This window comes from Salinibacter altiplanensis, assembly GCF_002894645.1.
Taxonomy (GTDB): Bacteria; Bacteroidota; Rhodothermia; order Rhodothermales; family Salinibacteraceae; genus Salinibacter; species Salinibacter altiplanensis.
On sequence record NZ_NCQY01000020.1, the window covers coordinates 533,183 to 551,397 of the forward strand.

12 protein-coding genes are annotated in these 18,215 nt (G+C 65.8%); 8 read left to right on the top strand and 4 right to left on the bottom strand.

The annotated features are described in order from the left end of the window. Positions 1-3: 3 nt before the first annotated feature. Positions 4-741 carry an arylesterase gene (locus B7R93_RS09675; protein ID WP_103020549.1) on the bottom strand — a complete coding sequence of 246 codons (738 nt, stop codon included), beginning with the start codon at positions 739-741 and terminating at the stop codon, positions 4-6. A gap of 134 nt (positions 742-875) precedes the next feature. Here B7R93_RS09675 and B7R93_RS09680 point away from each other — a divergent pair, with 134 nt between their 5' ends. Then, the gene (locus tag B7R93_RS09680; RefSeq protein ID WP_198598635.1) at positions 876-1,589 is read left to right on the top strand and encodes an ABC transporter ATP-binding protein; all 714 of its coding nucleotides are present in this window, start codon (positions 876-878) and stop codon (positions 1,587-1,589) included. 21 nt (positions 1,590-1,610) lie between these two features. On the opposite strand, the gene B7R93_RS09685 is transcribed toward B7R93_RS09680, so the two are convergent. Beyond that, positions 1,611-2,588: a YVTN family beta-propeller repeat protein gene (locus tag B7R93_RS09685; protein WP_103020550.1), complete on the bottom strand. Its 978-nt coding sequence runs from the start codon at positions 2,586-2,588 to the stop codon at positions 1,611-1,613. A gap of 27 nt (positions 2,589-2,615) precedes the next feature. Further along, the gene (locus tag B7R93_RS09690) at positions 2,616-4,097 is read right to left on the bottom strand and encodes a phosphoglucomutase/phosphomannomutase family protein (RefSeq protein ID WP_232798267.1); all 1,482 of its coding nucleotides are present in this window, start codon (positions 4,095-4,097) and stop codon (positions 2,616-2,618) included. Positions 4,098-4,284: 187 nt separating this feature from the next. Here B7R93_RS09690 and B7R93_RS09695 point away from each other — a divergent pair, with 187 nt between their 5' ends. From B7R93_RS09695 to B7R93_RS09705, 3 genes are all read left to right on the top strand, one after another. Next, a complete protein-coding gene (locus B7R93_RS09695) occupies positions 4,285-4,950 on the top strand; it encodes an outer membrane beta-barrel protein (protein ID WP_103020551.1) in 666 nt (221 codons plus the stop codon). A 91-nt stretch (positions 4,951-5,041) separates the two neighbouring features. Continuing rightward, positions 5,042-6,994 carry a T9SS type A sorting domain-containing protein gene (locus tag B7R93_RS09700; protein ID WP_103020552.1) on the top strand — a complete coding sequence of 651 codons (1,953 nt, stop codon included), beginning with the start codon at positions 5,042-5,044 and terminating at the stop codon, positions 6,992-6,994. 75 nt (positions 6,995-7,069) lie between these two features. Next, a complete protein-coding gene (locus B7R93_RS09705) occupies positions 7,070-9,700 on the top strand; it encodes a S8 family serine peptidase (protein WP_157942263.1) in 2,631 nt (876 codons plus the stop codon). 72 nt (positions 9,701-9,772) lie between these two features. Here B7R93_RS09705 and gyrA read toward each other — a convergent pair whose 3' ends face one another. Continuing rightward, complete coding sequence (gene gyrA, locus B7R93_RS09710; RefSeq protein WP_103020553.1) at positions 9,773-12,514, bottom strand: DNA gyrase subunit A; 2,742 nt, start codon at positions 12,512-12,514, stop codon at positions 9,773-9,775. 460 nt (positions 12,515-12,974) lie between these two features. Here gyrA and B7R93_RS09715 point away from each other — a divergent pair, with 460 nt between their 5' ends. The 4 genes from B7R93_RS09715 to B7R93_RS09730 all read left to right on the top strand — a co-directional run bounded on the left by B7R93_RS09715 (position 12,975) and on the right by B7R93_RS09730 (position 18,152). Then, positions 12,975-14,267: a dihydroorotase gene (locus tag B7R93_RS09715; RefSeq protein WP_103020554.1), complete on the top strand. Its 1,293-nt coding sequence runs from the start codon at positions 12,975-12,977 to the stop codon at positions 14,265-14,267. Between the two features lie 120 nt (positions 14,268-14,387). Continuing rightward, entirely contained in the window at positions 14,388-15,641 is a 1,254-nt protein-coding gene (locus B7R93_RS09720) for a D-alanine--D-alanine ligase family protein (RefSeq protein ID WP_232798269.1), read from the top strand. Positions 15,642-15,671: 30 nt separating this feature from the next. Then, positions 15,672-16,910, top strand: coding sequence for a tetratricopeptide repeat protein (locus tag B7R93_RS09725; protein ID WP_232798270.1), 1,239 nt, complete (start codon positions 15,672-15,674; stop codon positions 16,908-16,910). A 135-nt stretch (positions 16,911-17,045) separates the two neighbouring features. Continuing rightward, positions 17,046-18,152: a vWA domain-containing protein gene (locus B7R93_RS09730; protein ID WP_103020556.1), complete on the top strand. Its 1,107-nt coding sequence runs from the start codon at positions 17,046-17,048 to the stop codon at positions 18,150-18,152. Positions 18,153-18,215 lie beyond the last annotated feature (63 nt).

An 18,215-nucleotide genomic window follows, 5' to 3' on the forward strand; every position in this document is an offset into this window, starting at 1 on the left:
GGATTATGCTGGTTCTTGGGTGCGTATTTGCTCCAGGAGCGGTCGCAGCTTCTTCCACACGGTCTGGGCCATGAGGCGGTGGCCGGCGGCGGCAGGATGGATGCCGTCGTCCTGCATTAGGGAGTCGGATCCGGCGATGTCGTTGAGGATGAACGGGATCAGTGTGACGCGGCCGTACGCCTCGGCGACCGTCGGGTAGACCTGGCGGAACTGCCGGGCGTACCCCTGGCCGAGATTCGGGGGAACTTGCATCCCTGCCAGAAGGACGTGTGCCCCCGGGTATGTGCTCAGGGTCGTATCGATGATGCCCCGCAGGTTTTTGCGGGTGACGCCGGGATCGATGCCGCGCAGGCCGTCGTTGCCCCCGAGCTCCAGCACGAGCACGTCCACCGAGTCCTGCAGGACCCACCCGATGCGCTCCAGGCCCCCGGCTGTCGTCTCGCCGCTCACGCCCGCGTTCTGGACCTGCACGTCCCACCCGAGCGAGTCGGCCTTCCGCTGAAGCAGGGCCGGGAAGGCCTCCTGGGGCGACACGCCGGCGCCGGCGGCAATGCTGTTGCCGAGGACGAGCACGCGGGCTTCCGTGCGGGACGTGTCCGCCGGATCCGGGGCGGACGCGGCAGCAGATGCGGTCGTGTCGTCCGATGAGGCAGCAGGCGACGAAGTGGAACGATCCTGCCCACAGCCCACCAGGCCCAGAACCCCGACGAGCAGAAACAGGTATAGGCGGACGCTTGACATGAGTGAGGCAAAACTGTCGGCAAGAGTCGAACCATCTGGCCCGCCGAACCGAAACCGACGCGACAGGGTTTCCGGGGCCGGTTGGCCAGCAGCCTTCCCTCCATCCCTTTCCCACCGATCCTTCCCGAGTGCCTATGAGCGAGGCATCCGTGCTTCAGGTCGAGTCCCTGACGAAGACGTTTCCCAGCGGGGGGCGTACCCTAACCGTCATTGACGACGTGAGCTTCTCGGTAGACGAGGGCGATACCTGCTCCATTGTCGGCCCGTCGGGCAGCGGCAAGACGACTCTGCTGGGACTCTGCGCCGGCCTCGACCAGCCCACGACGGGCCGCGTAGAGCTTTGTGGTGTTGGGCTGCGTCCGCTCGACGAGGACCAGCGGGCCGAGGTGCGCAACCAGAACGTCGGGTTCGTCTTCCAGACCTTCCGCCTGCTCCCGACGCTCACGGCGGTGGAGAACGTGATGGTCCCGGCAGAATTGCGGGGTGACGCCGACCCGCACGACCGGGCGGCGGACCTGCTCGCCAAAACGGGACTGGGCGATCGGCTCGGCCACTACCCGTCGCAGCTCTCGGGGGGCGAGCGCCAACGGGTGGCCATGGCCCGTGCCTTCATCAACCGGCCCCGCGTGCTCTTTGCGGACGAGCCCACCGGCAACCTCGATGCTGAGACGGCCGGCCGAATCGAAGACCTGCTCTTTGACCTCAACGAGACGACGGGGACGACGCTTGTGCTGGTCAGCCACGACCAGGAGCTGGCCGCCCGCACGGAGCGCATCCTGCACCTCCGCGGGGGCGAGATTGTGGAGGACGAACAGAACCCAAGCCCGGCCGAGTCGGCCGTCGCGTAGAGGGCCGTCGCGGAGCGGGCACTACAGGGCAGGCACGTACGCCATGCCGTCCGGGCCTCGGCCTGCGGGGATGGTGTCCGTGACGGCACGAGCGTTCAGGTCAACAATGCTCACAGTGCCCGATCCGGCGTTGGCCACGTATGCCCGATCGTCGGTGGGGGCGAGCACACCGATCGGCTTGCTGCCCACTTCAAGGCGCGTCATTAGGCGGCGGCTCTGTGCGTTGTACAGCGCCACCTCTCCGGCCCGCGGGGCCGAAACGAGCGCATGACGGCCGTCCGGGGACACGTCCACGCGGATTGGAAAGCCGTCCACGGAAAGGGTGTCTCTCTCCGACGTGGAGGCGGCGTGCAAAATCGAGACCGTATCGTCGGCCCGGTTCGTGACCCACACCTCTTCGCCATCGGGCGTTACCCCGAGGCCCTCCGCGCCCGCGCCCGTCGCGACATGCGGGCCCACGTCTCCCGTCTCTAGGTCGACTTTCGACAGCGTGCCGCTGCCAATGCTCGTCGCGTAGAGCGCAGGGGCATTGGGGGCAAGCGCCAGCATATGGGTCACGTCTCGTCCGGTCTCAAACGTGCGCCGCACCGTTCCGGACGCCGCGTCGAGCTCGAGGACGGCCTGCCGGTCTTCGGCCGTAACGTAGACGCGCTCCTCGTTGGGGCCCACCCCGATTCCGTGCGGCCGCTGGGTTGCCGGCAGCTGCCACCGGGCCGTCTCGGTCGGGCCGTCGACGTCGATTGCCGAGATCGTGCCGTCGCCGTAATTGGCCACGAAGGCACGGCGCGTTTTCGGGGCCGCGGCCACCTCGTGCGGGCCTGCCCCCGTCGACACACTATCGGTCACCTGTCCCGAGGCCGGATCCACGACGTAGAGCGACGCCCCGTTCTTGTTCGCGATGAGCAGGGCCGGCTCGCCCGTGCCCGGCCCGTACAGCGCCAGGGCGACGCCGGCCACGAGCACGGCGACAATGGTGAGGGTAAAAGGCGCCCGGGGCATGACCGCGTGGGATCTGGACGGGAGGTCCTACTCGTTGAGCCCGAGCTGTCGGGAGGCGTCTTTGACCAGTGCCTCGGCCGCCTCGGGCGATTCGGCCTCCGAGTAGACGCGCAGCACGGGCTCGGTGCCGGAGGGGCGGATGAGGAGCCAGCCGTCGTCGGTGAGGTGCTTGAAGCCGTCGAGCGTCTGCACCTCCTGCACCGCGTGGCCGTTCACCGTGTCGAGGCCGCCCTGGGTGTTGAGCCGGTCCAGTACGTCCGCCTTCTGGTCTTCGCGGATGTGGATGTCGTCGCGGTAGTTGTAGTGCGGGCCGAACTCTTCCAGCAGCTCGTCGACGAGCTCTGACAATAGCATCCCGCGCTCCACCATCATTTCCACGAGGAGGAGGCCGATGTAGACGCCGTCGCGCTCCGGGATGTGGCCGGCCGCTGCGATGCCGCCCGACTCTTCGCCGCCCACGAGCACGTCGCCCTCGGCCATCTTGGGGGCGATGTGCTTGAACCCGATGGGTGTGGTCTCCACGTCGAGCCCGTAGTGGGCGCCCATCTTGTCAAGCAGGTGGGTGGTGGAGAACGTCTTCACGATCGAGCCGGTGAGGCCCCGCTCCTCGTGGAGGTACTTCACCAGCAGGGCGAGGATGCGGTGGGAGCTCACGTAGGTGCCGTGCTCGTCCACCATGCCAATGCGGTCGCCGTCGCCGTCGTTGGCGAGGCCGACCTGAGCGTCGCTGTTGGCCACGGTGTCGGACAGCTCGCCCAGTCGGTCCGCGATGGGCTCCGGGGCCACGCCGTAGAACCCGGGGTTGAGGTCGTGGCGGAGAGGCACCACGCCGTCCCCAATCAGGGCCTCCACGAGCCCCTGGGCCGCGCCGAACATGGCATCGTGGGCGATTGTGAGGTCGGCGTCCTGAATCGCCGCCACGTCGAGGGCGTCTCGGAGGGCATCGAGGTACCCGCCCCGAACGTCGTTGGTGCCGATCGTGCCGTCGGCGGCAAGGGCGCCGAAGGCTGAGAGGGACGTGGTGTCCACGTCGTGGTCCGGCACGGCTGCCTCGACAGAGGCGATCATGTCGGGGGGCGCGGGGCCGCCGAAGTGCGCCTTGATCTTGTAGCCGCTATAGGTGGGCGGGTTGTGGCTGGCGGTAATCACCACGCCGGCGTCGTGCCCGGCGGCCTGGGTGGCCCAGCTGACGGCCGGGGTAGAGACGACCGAGTCGGCCAGCGTCACGTCGACACCCGCCTCCGCGAGCACACGAGCGGCCCGTTCGGCAAACTCAGTTCCGAGAAAGCGGGTGTCGTGTCCAAGGACGACCGACGGCGCGTCGCCGTAGTCGTCGTGCAGCCAGTCCGCAGTGGCCTGGGCCACACGTTCGAGGTTGGCGAAGGTGTAGTCGTCGGCAATGACGGCCCGCCAGCCGTCGGTCCCAAATTCGATCGGCGTGTTGGCCATGTTGGAGGTGAGGTCGGTAGGAAGGGCAATGAAGGAACGCTCCCAAGAGGAGAGGAGCATTCCAAAGAAAAGAAGCCGCGGGGGAAAAAGCCACCGTTCGAAGCAGGTAGGGACCGGGACGCGGGGGGCGGACAGACGAACGGCTGTTGAAGGAAAAGCAAATCCCGAGAGAACGAGCCGAAAGAGTCTGCGTTGGGGTCGCTGACATATTCCCATCATCCTGTTCTGCAACCGCCCAATTCTCTCTATGCACCTCCGTTTCTTCCCCGCAGCGTCGCTGTTGATCGTCGTCTTTGTGCTGCTCGGGGGCGGGCGGGCCGAGGCGCAGGCCGTGCGGGTGGAGGCCGGGGGTGGATGGGCCCTTCCGTCGACGGAGGTGGACGTCTCGGTGCAGGGACAGGACGAGACCGCTGAGATCGATCCTGGATCCGGGCCGAGCGGGTACGCCGCGGTGGGGCTCGTGTGGACGCTCACGGATAACTTCTCGCTGGAGGGGCGTCTCCGCGCGCAGCAGTCCCAGTTGCGTGTGGGAAGTGATGATATTTCGCCTTCCGTTGATCGCTGTGTAAATTCGTGTCCGGACGGGCGTCTTCGGTCACTGTCATTCGAAGGGCAACTTTCTCTCACCTCGATCGGGCGCATCACCCCGTACTTCCTGGTTGGCCTCGGGGTGGTGCGGACGACTATTGATGGCACTCGCATTGAGGCGGCCGGGGACGAATTCCAGCTCGCGGAGGCCGACGTGACGGACGCCGGCGGCGACGTGGGCTTCGGGGCGGCCCTGCGGCTTGCCGGCGGGCTGTCGCTCACTGCGGAGACGCGCGTGACCGGGAGCCTGCCGGGCGGCAAAGAAAATGCCGTCACGACGTTTCCGTTTACGTTGGGGCTCGCCTATTACCTTGGGCGTCTGTAGTGTCCACGCCGCGGTCCGTCGTGGGCACTGAGACTGTGCACTGGATGGGCGCCGTGTCCCCGTTTGCTTTTTACTGACGATCCTTGTGTCTATGATGCTTTCTCTACGACCTGTCGGGATGGGGGTCTGCATTGGGGCATTGGTTCTGCTCTGCACTCCCGCGACGACCGTCGCCCAATCTTCGTCGTGGGAGGTCGTAGACCGAATGTCATTTGGGCAGGCGGCTGTCACGTACCAGGACTGCGGACTGCGCAAGATCGACCGGGACCTGTTCGTGGAGCAGTATCCGGACGGGATGCGCGCGAAGGCCCCCGCAAAGCAGATGGCTACCATCGAGGTAAGTTACAGCAATGACTTCCCGGCCGAAGCCCAGGAGGCGTTTCAACGGGCGGTAGAGATCTGGGAAATGCATATTTCCTCTTCGGTCACGATTCGGATTGATGCTCGGTGGGAGTCCCTTGGAGAAAGAACGTTGGGGGCTGCGGGACCCAGTCTTGCGCTGGTAGACGCAAACGGCGACGACGATGGGGACACGATTGTCGGCTTCCCCCTGTTCGACGCTATCACCGAGACGGATCAGTTTCCCGGCGACCCAGACGTCTTCGCGCAGTTCAACGACCAGCGGACCGATTGGCACTTCGAGGAGAGCCCGGCCCCGTCAGGGATGATTGACTTTACGAGCGTTGTGCTCCACGAGATTGGACACGGCCTGAATTACACCGATGTATTCAGCCACAGCAACGGGACCGGCAGTTACGGAGTCGACTTCAATAGGGACGGTCAAGTGACCGGCAATGAGCGGTCGCCCGGCCCGTTTGGACGTCGGTTGGCGGAAAAAGAGTCCGATGGGTCGCTTGCATCGCTGACCAATTTCTCCAATCCGTCGGAAAACCTCGGCGATGCACTGACGAGCGAGCAGCTCTTTTTTGCGGATGAGGGGGCAAGCGTGGCGGCTGAGTTGGGGGACGGCCCTGTTCCGCCACGGATGTACGCGCCTTCTCCTTTCGAAGAAGGATCGAGCATTGCCCACCTGGACGAGAGGACGTACTCCGAGGAGTCCCCGAATGCGCTCATGACCCCCCAAATCGGGGCCGCCGAGACGAATCGCCAGCCCGGCCCGGTCATGTGTGGCCAGCTTCAGGACATGGGCTGGCCGCTTGGGGTCGGGTGCGAGCAGTACTTCCGAGCACTCTTTGCCGTGGAGGTGCAGCCGACCGACGGGCGCAACGGCAGCCGGACCCTCTCGTGGAGTGAGGCGGACGACGCGAATATCCAAGAGTACATCGTCGACCGCCAGTACTTCGGCGGGGCTTTCGAAGAGGTCAAGCGGGTGGACGCGTCCGAGGTCTCGGGCACGAGCCTGACCGTAGAGGATCTGGGGCTTGGCGCCTTTGCCTTCCGCCTGCGCTGGAAAACCGCAGACGGGTCGACCGCCGCGTCGCCGGAGGAGGTGCGCGACACCGTGAATGTACAGGAGGTGACCACAAGCATTCGGGACCGGGACGAGCAGGGGCGCGGAACGATCGATCTGTCGTGGACCGTGCCCTCTGGAACGAGGGGCGATTTCGTCTACCGGGTGGAACGACGGGTGGGGCGGGACGGCGCGTTCGAACCGGTGGCCACCATTCCGCAGGAGGGGGCTGCGGGGAACGACCAGACCAAGCAGTACACGGCGGAGCAGCAGACCCCGGGGCGGTACGAGTATCGCGTGCGGGCCCAGGACGGAGCGGGGAACGCGGTTACCAGCGCGAATCGCGAGTCTCAGATCGACTTCGAGGGCGACGTGTACGCCCTGGGGCCGTACCCGAACCCCGTGCGGGAAACAGCCTCGTTCGACCTGACGGCCCGGCAGCCCCAGAGCGTCCAGGTGGAGGTGTACAATACGCTCGGGGAACAGATCTACGCCGAACAGCGAGAGGTGCGTGCACAGGAGCCCACGTTCCTCTCCATCGACGCCAGTCAGTGGGCCAGTGGTGTGTACTTCCTGCGCCTGCGAGGGGAAACGAGCGTTGGGCAGACCAAAAAGATGATCGTCGTGCAGTAGCGTCTGTGGGCCCGGCGACGTCCGGCCGGTACGGCATTGCTCTTTCGATGGCACTCGACCAACCGCGTCCTCGTCATGCATCGCACCACCACTGTCATCGTCGTGCTCGTGGGGGGACTGTTGGGGCTCGTTCCGCCCGGAGCGTTTGGGCAGGATGGAAGAGCTCCCCAGAGTCTGGGGATGCTCACCGTGGATCGGGCAAATTCGGCCGCCCTGACGGCCGCCCGAGCGGCGGTCAGCGGGCCGGACGGAACTGCGAAGGATGGACCGCTGGCCGCAGTAGGCATGGAGCTGGCCCTTCTCTACCACCAACAGCAGACAGAGGGCGCGGCGGGAATCCAGGCCCTCAGTGAAGCGTCCCGGCAGCGCCGAAAGACACGCACAAGCGATGGACAGCCGCGCACAGAGTCGGGACGCGTTGTATCGCCCGTCTCGTCGGACGGTCGGCTCGTGACCGTCGACGCCGTCGCGTCTGGTGATCCGTCTCGCCTCCTGGAAGACTTGCGAGAACTAGAGCTAGAGGGGGGCGCGCGCGCCGGAAACGTCGTGTCGGGACGCCTGCCGATTGCCTCGATTGAAGAGGCCGCCGCGCTTTCGTCCCTCCGGGGCATGGTGCCGGCCTACGCCCGCACGACGGCCGGGAGCGTCGGCTCGGAGGCCGATACGGCCCACGGTGCGGACGCGGCCCGCCTGAATACAGGGGCCAACGGAAGCGGACAAAAGGTGTGCGCCTTGTCCGACAGCTATGACACCTCGGATGCCCCGGTCACGGCAAGCGACGACGTCAGCTCTGGGGACCTTCCCGGCGCGGACAACCCAGAGGGACGGACAACGCCCGTCGACGTGCTTGATGATGGGGGAAGCGACGATAGTGACGAGGGACGAGCAATGCTCCAACTGATTCACGACATTGCACCCGGGGCCGAACTGGGCTTTCATACCGCAATTGGAGGAGTAGCTGCGTTCGCGAATGGGATTCGGGAGCTGGCGAGTGCGGGCTGTACCGTAATTGTCGACGACATCCGCTACAGCTCAGAACCGTTTTACCAGGATGGACTGGTGGCCAATGCCGTCGATGACGTCGTGACCAACGACGGGGTTACCTACTTCTCCTCGGCCGGCAACGACGGCCAAAATTCCTACGAAGCCTCGTTCCGCGATTCTGGAGAGCCGGGCGTGATCAGCGCCAGCTCCGTGCGCCACGACTTTAACGATTCGGCGCTCAATACTGATACGCGCCAGGAGATCACGATTCAGCCTGGGGGGACCTTTCAGGTCTTTTCGTTTCAGTGGACGGATCCGTCCGCACGGGTGGGCTCGGGGGGTCCGGACACAGACCTCGACATTGCCCTGGTTGATGAGGCCGGGGCTGTCGTGGCCCAGTCGGCCCGCGACAATATCTCCACGGGCGTGCCGTCCGAGACAATGGAGTACACCAATGATGGAAGCACCGCCGAGACGCTGTTTTTGGTAATCGAGAAGGCCGGCGGGCCCGATCCAGATCGGATCAAGTACGTGTACAGCGGCAGCGGGCCGTTCACCGACAGCGACGTCACGATCGAGGAGTACGACACGCTCGGCCCGACGCTGTACGGCCACCCGATGGCGGAGGGGGCGATGGCGGTGGCCGCGGCGCCATTTTTCAACACCGCCGCCTACAACCCGAACGCCGATCCGGCGACGCTAGAGGCGTTTTCCTCGAAAGGAGGGCTCCAGATTCGGTTTGATCAGGACGGCAGCCGTCTCTCTGCGCCGGAAAACCGAGAAAAGCCGGATGTGACCGGCACCGACGGCATTGACAATACCTTCTTCGGTCAGGACTTGCCCACCGACTTCCCGAATACGTCGAACGTTGACCCGGACCCCCATCCCAATTTCTTCGGCACCTCAGCGGCGGCGCCGAACATCGCGGCCATTGGGGCGCTCATTCAACAGGCGCGGCCCGGTCTTACCCCGTCGGAGGTCTACGGCCGCCTGGAGAATACCGCGGCCGACGTGACCTCGCGCCAACGGCGAGACGGTGATTTTGTCGAGTTTGCCAATGGAGAGGGCATAGACCTGTGGAGCGGCCACGGCTTCGTGCAGGCCGAGCCGGCCGTACCGGCGGTGGACGTGGCCATTACCAACGCGAGTGGAGAGGGACGCGCAATGGGGGGCGGGGACGGGGCCGTGGACCTGACATGGCGACAGGTGGGTGGAGAGGAAGACGTGACCCTGGACGCCTTCGTGGTTCAGCAAGGCTACTTTGGGGAGGGCTTTGAGGACCGGGTCCGAATCGAGTCGAAGGGGGCTGGGGAGTACAGCCAGACAATCGAAAATCTGCCCGTGGGCACGCATCGCTTCCGTATACAGGGAGTCACAGAAACGAGCACCGGGGCGGACAGTCTCGTCACGAGAGGCAGCGCGCAGGTTGCGTTGCGAACGTCCGAGGTGAACGTGACGGCCTACCCGAACCCATTCCGGAATGACCTGAATCTTTCCGTCACATTTCCCGAGGCGCAGGACACCCGTCAGGCCGTCCGGGTGGATGTCTATGATCTCCTCGGTCGTCGCGTGGCGACTCCGATCCTAAGCCGAGAGATTGGAGATGCCGAGTCGCTCGACCTCGGGGGAGAATTGCCGGCGTCGCTCAGCAGCGGCACATACTTCTTCCGTGTCTGGAACGAAGACTTTGCCGCCACCACGAAGGCCGTTCACGTTCGCTAGCCCAGGCGAGATGGGCAGCGCCCCTGAGGAAGCAAGTCTCCTCACGGGAGCCCATCCCGATAGGGGGACGGGCTACGAGGAGGCGTCGTCCACTGCGTCGCTGGCGGCATCGTCGTCCATCGCGCCGTTCGTGGCGGCCGCGGCGTCGCTGGGGGACTCACCGTCGAGGGTTTCGTCGGCAGGGGGCTCGTCCTCGACCTCCGGCTCGTCTGTGTCGGCCACCCGGGTGACGTCGGCAATCGCGTCGCCGTCCTTCAGGTCGATCACCTGCACGCCCTGCGTGTTGCGGCCCATCGTGCTGATCTCCCCGACCCGGGTGCGAATCATGATGCCGCCCTCGGTGATGACCATCAGGTCTTCGGCCCCGAGCACGCCCTTGATCGACACGAGGTCGCCCGTGCGGTCGGTGCGGTTCAGGGTGATGAGGCCCTTGCCGCCCCGCCCCTGCACGCGGTAGTCGGACAGGGCCGTGCGCTTGCCGTAGCCGTGCTCCGTGAGGGCCAGCACGTCGAGGTCGTCGTGCATCTCTGGGGGCACCGAGATCATGCCCACCAGCTCCTGGTCGCCGGGCAGCTTCATGCCCCGCACGCCGCGCGTGTTGCGGCCCATGGGACGGGCGTCGCCCTCGTCGAAGTGCACGGCCCGGCCGCCGGAGGAGGCCACCACGACCGTGTTGTCGCCGCCGGTGAGGGACGCCTCGATGAGCTGGTCGCCCTCGTCGATCTTGATGCCGATGATGCCGTTGGAGCGGGGGCGACTGTACGCTTCGAGCGCGGTCTTTTTGACCTGGCCCTGCCGTGTGGCGGCGAGGACGTAGTGGCTGTTGAGGAAGTCCTCGTCCTCGAACTCCTCCTTGCCCACGCTGATGACAGCCCGCACGCGGTCGTCCGGGTCGAGGTCGAGGAGCTGCCGGATCGAGCGGCCTTTCGCCGTGCGGCCGCCCTCCGGAATTTCGAACGGGCGGAGCCAGAAGCACTGGCCCTTGTCGGTGAAGAGGAGCAGCACGTCGTGCGAGTGGCACACGTAGAGGTGCTCGATGAGGTCGTCCTCCCGCTTGCCGGTGCCCCGCATGCCGACGCCCCCCCGCCCCTGCGTGCGATACGTGTCGATGGGGGTTCGCTTCGTCAAGCCCTGGTTTGTAATCGTCACGACGACGTGCTCCCGCTCGATCAGGTCCTCGATGATGATGTCGTCGCCGCCGGTGTAGTCGATCTCGGTGCGGCGCTCGTCGTCGAATCGGTCCTTGACCTTGAGCAGCTCCTCCTTGATGAGCTCCATCCGGCGGTCGCGGCTGTTTAAGATCCGCTGGAACTCCCGAATTTTCTCGATGATGTCCTCGTACTCGCCGATAATCTTCTCGCGCTCCAGCCCGGTCAGGCGGCTCAGGCGCAGGCGCAGGATGGCGTTGGCCTGGGCCTCGGTCAGCCAGTGGCCCGCCTCGGGCTGATCGACCAGCTCCGCGTACTCGTCCCCCAGCAGCTTCTGCACGGTGTCCTGCCCTTCGTCGGCCTCCACGGGGGGGGCGTGCGGCACGTTGATCTCGTCCAGGTCGGCGTCGCTGAGCGCATCCGGATAGCGGCCCTGGCGTAGGTTCTGGCGGGCCGTGCCGGTGTCGGGCGAGTGGCGGATGATGGCGATGACCGCGTCGAGGTGGTCGAGCGCCAGGGTGAGGCCCTCCAGGATGTGGGCGCGGTCCTGGGCCTGCTCCAGGTCGTACTCCGTGCGGCGGACGACGATCTCGTGGCGGTGGTCCACGTAGTGCCGGATCGCGTCCTTCAGGGTGACCACCTTCGGCCGCCCGTTCACCAGCGCCACCATGTTCACCCCGAACGTGTCCTGCAGGCGGGAGTGCTTGTAGACCTGATTCTTGACGATTTCGGCGTTGGCCCCCTGCTTCAGCTCGATCACGATGCGGAGGCCGTTTCGGTCGCTCTCGTCGCGCAGGTCGGCGATCCCCTCGATGCGTTCCTGGCGCACGCGGTCGGCGATTCGCTCCACCTCGCGGCTCTTGTTCACCTGGTACGGCAGCTCGGTGACCACGAGGGCGTCGCGCCCACTGCGCACCTCCTCCTCGTGCATCTTGGCACGCATGACGACGCGGCCCCGGCCCGTATGGTACGCCTCGTAGACGCCAGCGTAGCCGTAGATGATGCCGCCGGTGGGGAAGTCCGGCGCCGGAAGGTGCTCCATCAAGTCGTCGATCGCGATGTCCGGATCGTCGACGTAGGCCACCGTCGCATCGATCGTCTCCCCCAGGTTGTGCGGCGGAATTTTCGTGGCCATGCCGACCGCGATGCCGTCGGCCCCGTTCACGAGCATGTTGGGGAAGGCCGCCGGGAGCACCGTCGGCTCCTCCAGCGTCCCGTCGAAGTTTTCCTGCGTGTCGACGGTCTCCTTCCCGATGTCGGTCAGCATCTGCTCGGCGATCCGCGTCATGCGGGCCTCCGTGTACCGCATGGCCGCGGCCGAGTCGCCGTCGACGGAGCCGAAGTTGCCCTGCCCGTCGGCCAGCGGGTAGCGCATCGAGAAGTGCTGGGCCATGCGCACCAGCGTGTCGTAGACCGACGAGTCGCCGTGTGGGTGATACTTTCCGAGGACCTCTCCCACGATGCGGGCGCTCTTCTTGTAGTTCGCGCCCTGGGTGAGGCCGAGCTCGTGCATGCCGTACAGGACGCGGCGGTGCACCGGCTTCAGGCCGTCGCGGACGTCCGGGAGCGCACGGCTCACGATCACCGACATCGAGTAGTCGATGTAGGAGGACTTCATCTCCTCCTCGATGTTGATCGGGATTACGCGGCTGTCGTCGGCTTCCATAGTGCGGAAGAGAGGCTAATTTAGAGGGTGGTGACGGAGAGACGAGCCCAGAACTTAGATGACAGGGTGTCAGAACCTGCTGGGTGGACTGTCTGTGGCCCCCAGAGGACTTGGGTACTGTGCTCCCAGCGCACTCTGAAAGTACTTGGTCGCTGTGCTCCCAGCGCTGTGACTTTGCGGGTCTCGCGCAGTGGGGCCCGCAGGAGTCCTGTGGCGGCGGCTCCGGGGGCGTGCAGACCCCGCTTGTGCGTGCCGCCCGCTGTGTCTCGGCTCGATGTCTATTTTCAAGCAGGATTCTAGACTATTAAGTGTACAAAATTGGGGCCGGAAGTGCCACCAAAACGGCCCACAGAGACCGCCTCCACCGGCTTTTGACAAGGGGGCCGGGGCCGTTGACGGAGGAGCGTCGAGACCGTACCTTCTGGGTGGATCGCATTTCTCCACGACGCGCATTTTTCGCATGACTCCCCACCTTCTCCTCCGCGGCGGCACCCTGCTTCGGCCCCGCCCCCAAACGACCCAGGACGCCGACCTGCTGATTCGAGACGGCACGATCGCGGCCATCGGAGACGTTCCGGACGTGGACGACGACCTCCCCGTGTACGACGCCTCGGGAATGCTCATCTCGCCGGGATGGATGGACATGCACGTCCACCTCCGCGAGCCCGGCTACGAGCACAAAGAAACCGTTGCGACTGGAAGCCGCGCGGCGCTCGCGGGCGGGTTTACCGACGTGGCCTGCATGCCCAACACCGATCCGCCCCTCCACACGCGCGACGTGGTGGAGTTCGTGCGGGAACGGGCCGAAGACACACCGGTGGGCGTCCACCCCATTGCCTGCGTGTCGAAAGAGCGGGCCGGCAATGAGATCGCCGAGATGGCCGACCTGCGGGACGGTGGGGCCGTCGCCTTCAGTGACGACGGGGCGCCCGTGCCGACGGCGGAACTGATGCGGCGGGCCCTGGAGTACAGCAGCATGCTGGACCGGCCCATCATCAACCACATGGAGGAGGAGACGCTGAACCCGAGCGGGCAGATGCACGAGGGGGCGGTCTCGGCGCGGCTCGGACTGGACGGCATTCCGGCGGCGTCCGAAGACGTCATGATTGCCCGTGATATTGAGCTGGCGGCCCTCACTGGAGGGGCCCTCCACGTGGCCCACATCTCCACCGCTCGCGGCGTGGAGCTGGTGCGGCGGGCCAAGGCGCGTGGCCTGCCCGTCACGGCGGAGGTGTGCACCCACCACCTGACGCTCACTGACGCGGCGGTGGAGCGGACTGGGTTCGACACGAACACGAAGATGCACCCGCCCCTCCGCTCGGCGGCGGACGTGGACGCGCTGAAGGAGGGTCTCGCCGACGGCACCATCGACGCGATCTGTACCGACCACGCCCCCCACGCGTCCTACGAAAAGCAGGTCGAGTTTGCCCACGCCCCCTTCGGCATCCTCGGCCTCGAAACGGCGTGGGGCCTCATCGGGCGTGAGCTGATCGAGCCCGGCGTGCTCTCCGTCGCGGAGGCGGTGCGAAAGCTGACCGTGGCCCCGCGTCGCATCCTGCGCCTCGACGCGCCGCAGCTCGCGGAGGGCGCCCCGGCGCGGCTCACGGTCTTCGACGCGTCGACCGAGTGGACCTTCATGGAGGACGACCTCCGGTCGAAGAGCGAAAACACCCCGTTCACGGACGCCGAGATGGTGGGGCGCCCCTGGGCAGTCTACAGCGACGGGCAGTTCGTGGAGTGTGGGGCGGCGTAAGGGGGATGCCTTCGCCCGATGAAAACGCACTCGGCACTTGGGGGATCGTCCGGGCGCTCCTCCCCGTATCGGTCTCTTGTCTCTGCGTCGTTCTGTCTCTTGTCCCACCCCGGACCCACTGTGTCTTCCGAGTCGTTACAGGTCGGCGTCGTCCTCGGCGGGGTGGCGCCCGAGCACGAGGTGTCGGTGATCTCCACGTTGCAGGCCGCCGCGGCGCTCGACCGCACCCGGTACACGCCCGTGCCCATCTACGTGGCGAAGGACGGCACGTGGTACACTGGCGATGCCCTGCTGGAGGTGGAAACGTACCGGGACCTTGAAGCCCTGCGCGAGACGGCGATGCCGGTCTCCCTCGCGCCCACGCCGCACGGGCACCTTGAGCTGATCGAGGACCGCCCGCCGGGCGTACTGAAGCACCTCCAGCGCCCCCGGCTGCGGCGTCGGGTGGATGTGATGCTTCTGGGACTGCACGGCGGGCCCGGGGAGAGTGGGGGAGTGCAGGGCCTCTGCGAAACGGTCAACGTGCCCTACACCAGCGCCGGGGTGCTCGGCTCCGCCCTCGGCATGGACAAGGCACTGTCGAAGCAGGTGTGCCAACAGGCCGGCATCCCGGTGGTCGATTGGGTGGCGTTCCGCGAGGACGAGTGGGCGTACCGGGAAGAGGCGGCCCTGGACGAATGCGAGGCCGCCCTCGACTATCCGCTCGTCGTGAAGCCGGCCCGCTGCGGGTCGTCCATCGGCATCGCGCAGGTGGACACGCGCCCCGCACTCGACGCGGCCATCGAGGATGCCTTTCGGTACGACGACAAGGTGATCGTGGAGCGGGCCGTGGAGGCACTGCGGGAAATCAACTGCTCGGTGCTCGGGGACGTGCACGAGGCCACGCCCAGCGTGCTGGAGGAGCCGGTGGCGGGGGAGGACGACGAGGTGCTCACCTTCCAAGACAAGTACATGCGGGAGGACGAAGAAGCCACGAAGGCGGGGGGCACCAAAAGGGCCGAGGCGAGCCCGGAGGGCATGGCCGCGCAGGACCGCATTGTGCCGGCGAATCTCTCCGAGGAACGGACCGAGGAGATCCAAGACCTGGCGGTCCGCATCTTCCACCAGTTCGAGTGCGCCGGCGTCGTCCGTATCGACTTCATGATCGACGCGGCCACCGGGCAGCTTTACTTCAACGAAATAAACACCATCCCGGGCTCGTTTTCGTTCTACCTGTGGGAGCCGTCCGGCGTCTCCTTCGACGAGCTGGTGGACCGGCTGGTGACCATCGCCCGCCGCCGCCACCGCGATCGGAACGGGCGGGTTCAGACCCACGCCGTCAACCTCCTCGCCGAAAAAAGCCTGCAAGGGGTCAAGACGGACGAGGCGTCCTAACAAAGAGGCCACGCTTGGCCTGTCCCACTCATGGCTCGCCCCTCATCCCGCCGTCCATTGCCGATCTGGGGCCTCGCCGCGTTGTTCGGGGCGCTGCTCACCGTGGGCCCCGTGTGTGCCCATGGCCAGGTGCGTCCGGCCGCGGCGGCCGCCGAGACCACGACCGTGGCGCAGGCCTCCTCCGTGCTCACCGACGGGTTTGTGCGGACGACGGGCACCGAGGGGCTCGACCGGCTCTACGGCATGGAGTTTGAGAAGGCGAAGGCCCGGTTCAACGCGATCGATGCACGCTACCCCGACCATCCCATCGGGCCGTTCCTGCAGGGGCTCAACCTGTGGTGGACCATCATGCTCGACCTCACGGATACCTCTCACGACGAGGCGTTCATCGAGCAGATGAACACCGTCGTTGAGCGGTGCGACGCGCTGCTGGCAGAGGACCCGGACCACTTTGACGCGGCCCTCTTCAAGGCGGCGGCCCACGGCTTTCTGGCGCGGCTCCACTCCAACCGGCATCGCTGGTGGAAGACGATCCGAAACGCACAAAAGGCCATCAGCAACGTCCAGACGGTGGAAGAGGGGGCCCCGGAGCGGGGCGACTATGTTTTTGGCTCAGGGATGTACGACTACTACGCGGCCATTCTGCCGGAGGAGTATTCGGTGTCGAAGGCCATCATGTGGATGCTGCCCGATGGGGACAAGGAGCAGGGCCTTGAACGGCTCCGCGAGACAGCCACAAACGGCCACTACGTGCGGACCGAGGCGATCTACTTCCTCGCGAAGATCCACTACCTGTACGAGGATGATTTTCGAACGACGCGGAAGTGGACCGACCGGCTGCGCGAGCGGCACTCGGACAATCCGTTCTTCCACACCTTCGAAGGACGGGTGTATGCGCGCTGGGGACGCTGGCGGCAGGCGCGGCGCATCTTCAGGACGGTGCTGGAGCGCGCCGAGGCCGGACGGGCGGGCTACAACGCCCACATGGAAGAGATTGCCCGGCTGTACCTGGCCCGCGACCGGCTCTACCAGGACGCCTATCAAGAGGCCCTCCAACACCTGGCGGCGCTGGAGCAGTTGACCGCCCGCACGACCGTCGAAGACACGCGCTACCGAATGCTCGGATATTTGTATCAGGGCATGGTGTACGACGCCCTCGGCCGCCGCGACATGGCCGTCAACCGTTACCGGACGGTGCTTAACATGGAGGATGCGTCCGGAGCACACGAGCGCGCAGAAAAGTACCTTGATGAGCCCTATTCGGGATGATCGGAGGTCTACGGGAGAGAAATGAATGTCCCATCCGTGTAAGGATGCCCGCGATGCGTCCGTGAAGAACAAACAAACAGTGGGGGTCCGGCATACCTCTCGTGTAGTACTTTTCTTCAGACCAGCCACTCCGCCATGCGTTTTCGGTATACCGACTGGGATCCCGTCCGCCACGGCAGTCAGAAGCCGCTCTTCGAGGAGCTCCTCGACCTCTTCCAGGAGCTGCTCGAACACACGGCTGGGGACGCGGAGGAGGCCCTCGACTGGATGGAACAGCTCGACGACAAGTACGGGTTGACCGAAGGTTCGGACAAGGACCTCGATGACTTCATCGAGGAGCTGAAGAAGCGCGGCTACCTGGAGGACGGCGAAGACGGCGAGACGGTTGAGATTACGGCCCGCACCGAGCGCTCGCTCCGACAGTCGGCCCTGGAGGAAATCTTCAATGACCTGAAGAAGGGCGGCATGGGCGGGCACCGCACCCCGTACACCGGGCAGGGCGACGAGCGGCTCCCCGAGACCAAGGACTGGCAGTTTGGGGATGACCTCTCGAACCTCGATGTCACCGGCACCCTCTCCAACTCGTTCAAGCGCTCGGGCGTGGGGGACGACTGGACCCTCGCAGAGGATGATTTCCAGGTCCACAAAACGGACCACCACGCCTCGATGGCGACGGTGCTCATGATTGACCTCTCCCATTCGATGGTGCTCTATGGAGAAGACCGGATTACGCCGGCCCGGCGGGTGGCGCTGGCCCTCTCGGAGCTCATCATGACGCAGTACCCGAAGGACTCGCTCGACATCGTGGCCTTTGGCAACGACGCCTGGGAGGTCGACGTGGAGGACCTGCCGTACCTCGACGTGGGGCCGTACTACACAAACACACGGGCGGGACTGCGGCGGGCGCGCGACATCCTGCACCGCCGCAACAACCGCAACAAGCAGATCTTCATGATCACCGACGGCAAGCCGTCCTGCCACATCGAGGACGGGGAGATGTACCGCAACGCGTACGGCCTGGACCGGAAGGTCGTGAACAAGGTGCTCGACGAGGCCACGGTCTGCCGGCGGGAGGACATCACGATCACGACCTTTATGATCGCCCGCGACCCGGGCCTGCGGGACTTTGTCCGCGAGCTGACGGAGGCGAATCAGGGACGTGCCTACTACTCGGAGCTCGATGACCTCGGCTCGTTCCTCTTCGAAGACTACGTCCGAAACCGGCGGAAGCACCTGGGCTAGGGAGAGGTCCGCTGAACGTTGAGGCCCGAGAGGCGTGTGGACTCGTGTATCCCTTCCTCCTCG

What these genes read in the sequence shown, in the direction of transcription:
- B7R93_RS09715 (WP_103020554.1), top strand. Translation starts at nt 12,975, where the DNA reads ATGACTCCCCACCTTCTCCTCCGCGGCGGCACCCTGCTTCGGCCCCGC.
- B7R93_RS09700 (WP_103020552.1), top strand. Translation starts at nt 5,042, where the DNA reads ATGATGCTTTCTCTACGACCTGTCGGGATGGGGGTCTGCATTGGGGCA.
- B7R93_RS09690 (WP_232798267.1), bottom strand. Translation starts at nt 4,097, where the DNA reads ATGCTCCTCTCCTCTTGGGAGCGTTCCTTCATTGCCCTTCCTACCGAC.
- B7R93_RS09695 (WP_103020551.1), top strand. Translation starts at nt 4,285, where the DNA reads ATGCACCTCCGTTTCTTCCCCGCAGCGTCGCTGTTGATCGTCGTCTTT.
- B7R93_RS09730 (WP_103020556.1), top strand. Translation starts at nt 17,046, where the DNA reads ATGCGTTTTCGGTATACCGACTGGGATCCCGTCCGCCACGGCAGTCAG.
- gyrA (WP_103020553.1), bottom strand. Translation starts at nt 12,514, where the DNA reads ATGGAAGCCGACGACAGCCGCGTAATCCCGATCAACATCGAGGAGGAG.
- B7R93_RS09680 (WP_198598635.1), top strand. Translation starts at nt 876, where the DNA reads ATGAGCGAGGCATCCGTGCTTCAGGTCGAGTCCCTGACGAAGACGTTT.
- B7R93_RS09675 (WP_103020549.1), bottom strand. Translation starts at nt 741, where the DNA reads ATGTCAAGCGTCCGCCTATACCTGTTTCTGCTCGTCGGGGTTCTGGGC.
- B7R93_RS09685 (WP_103020550.1), bottom strand. Translation starts at nt 2,588, where the DNA reads ATGCCCCGGGCGCCTTTTACCCTCACCATTGTCGCCGTGCTCGTGGCC.
- B7R93_RS09705 (WP_157942263.1), top strand. Translation starts at nt 7,070, where the DNA reads ATGCATCGCACCACCACTGTCATCGTCGTGCTCGTGGGGGGACTGTTG.
- B7R93_RS09725 (WP_232798270.1), top strand. Translation starts at nt 15,672, where the DNA reads ATGGCTCGCCCCTCATCCCGCCGTCCATTGCCGATCTGGGGCCTCGCC.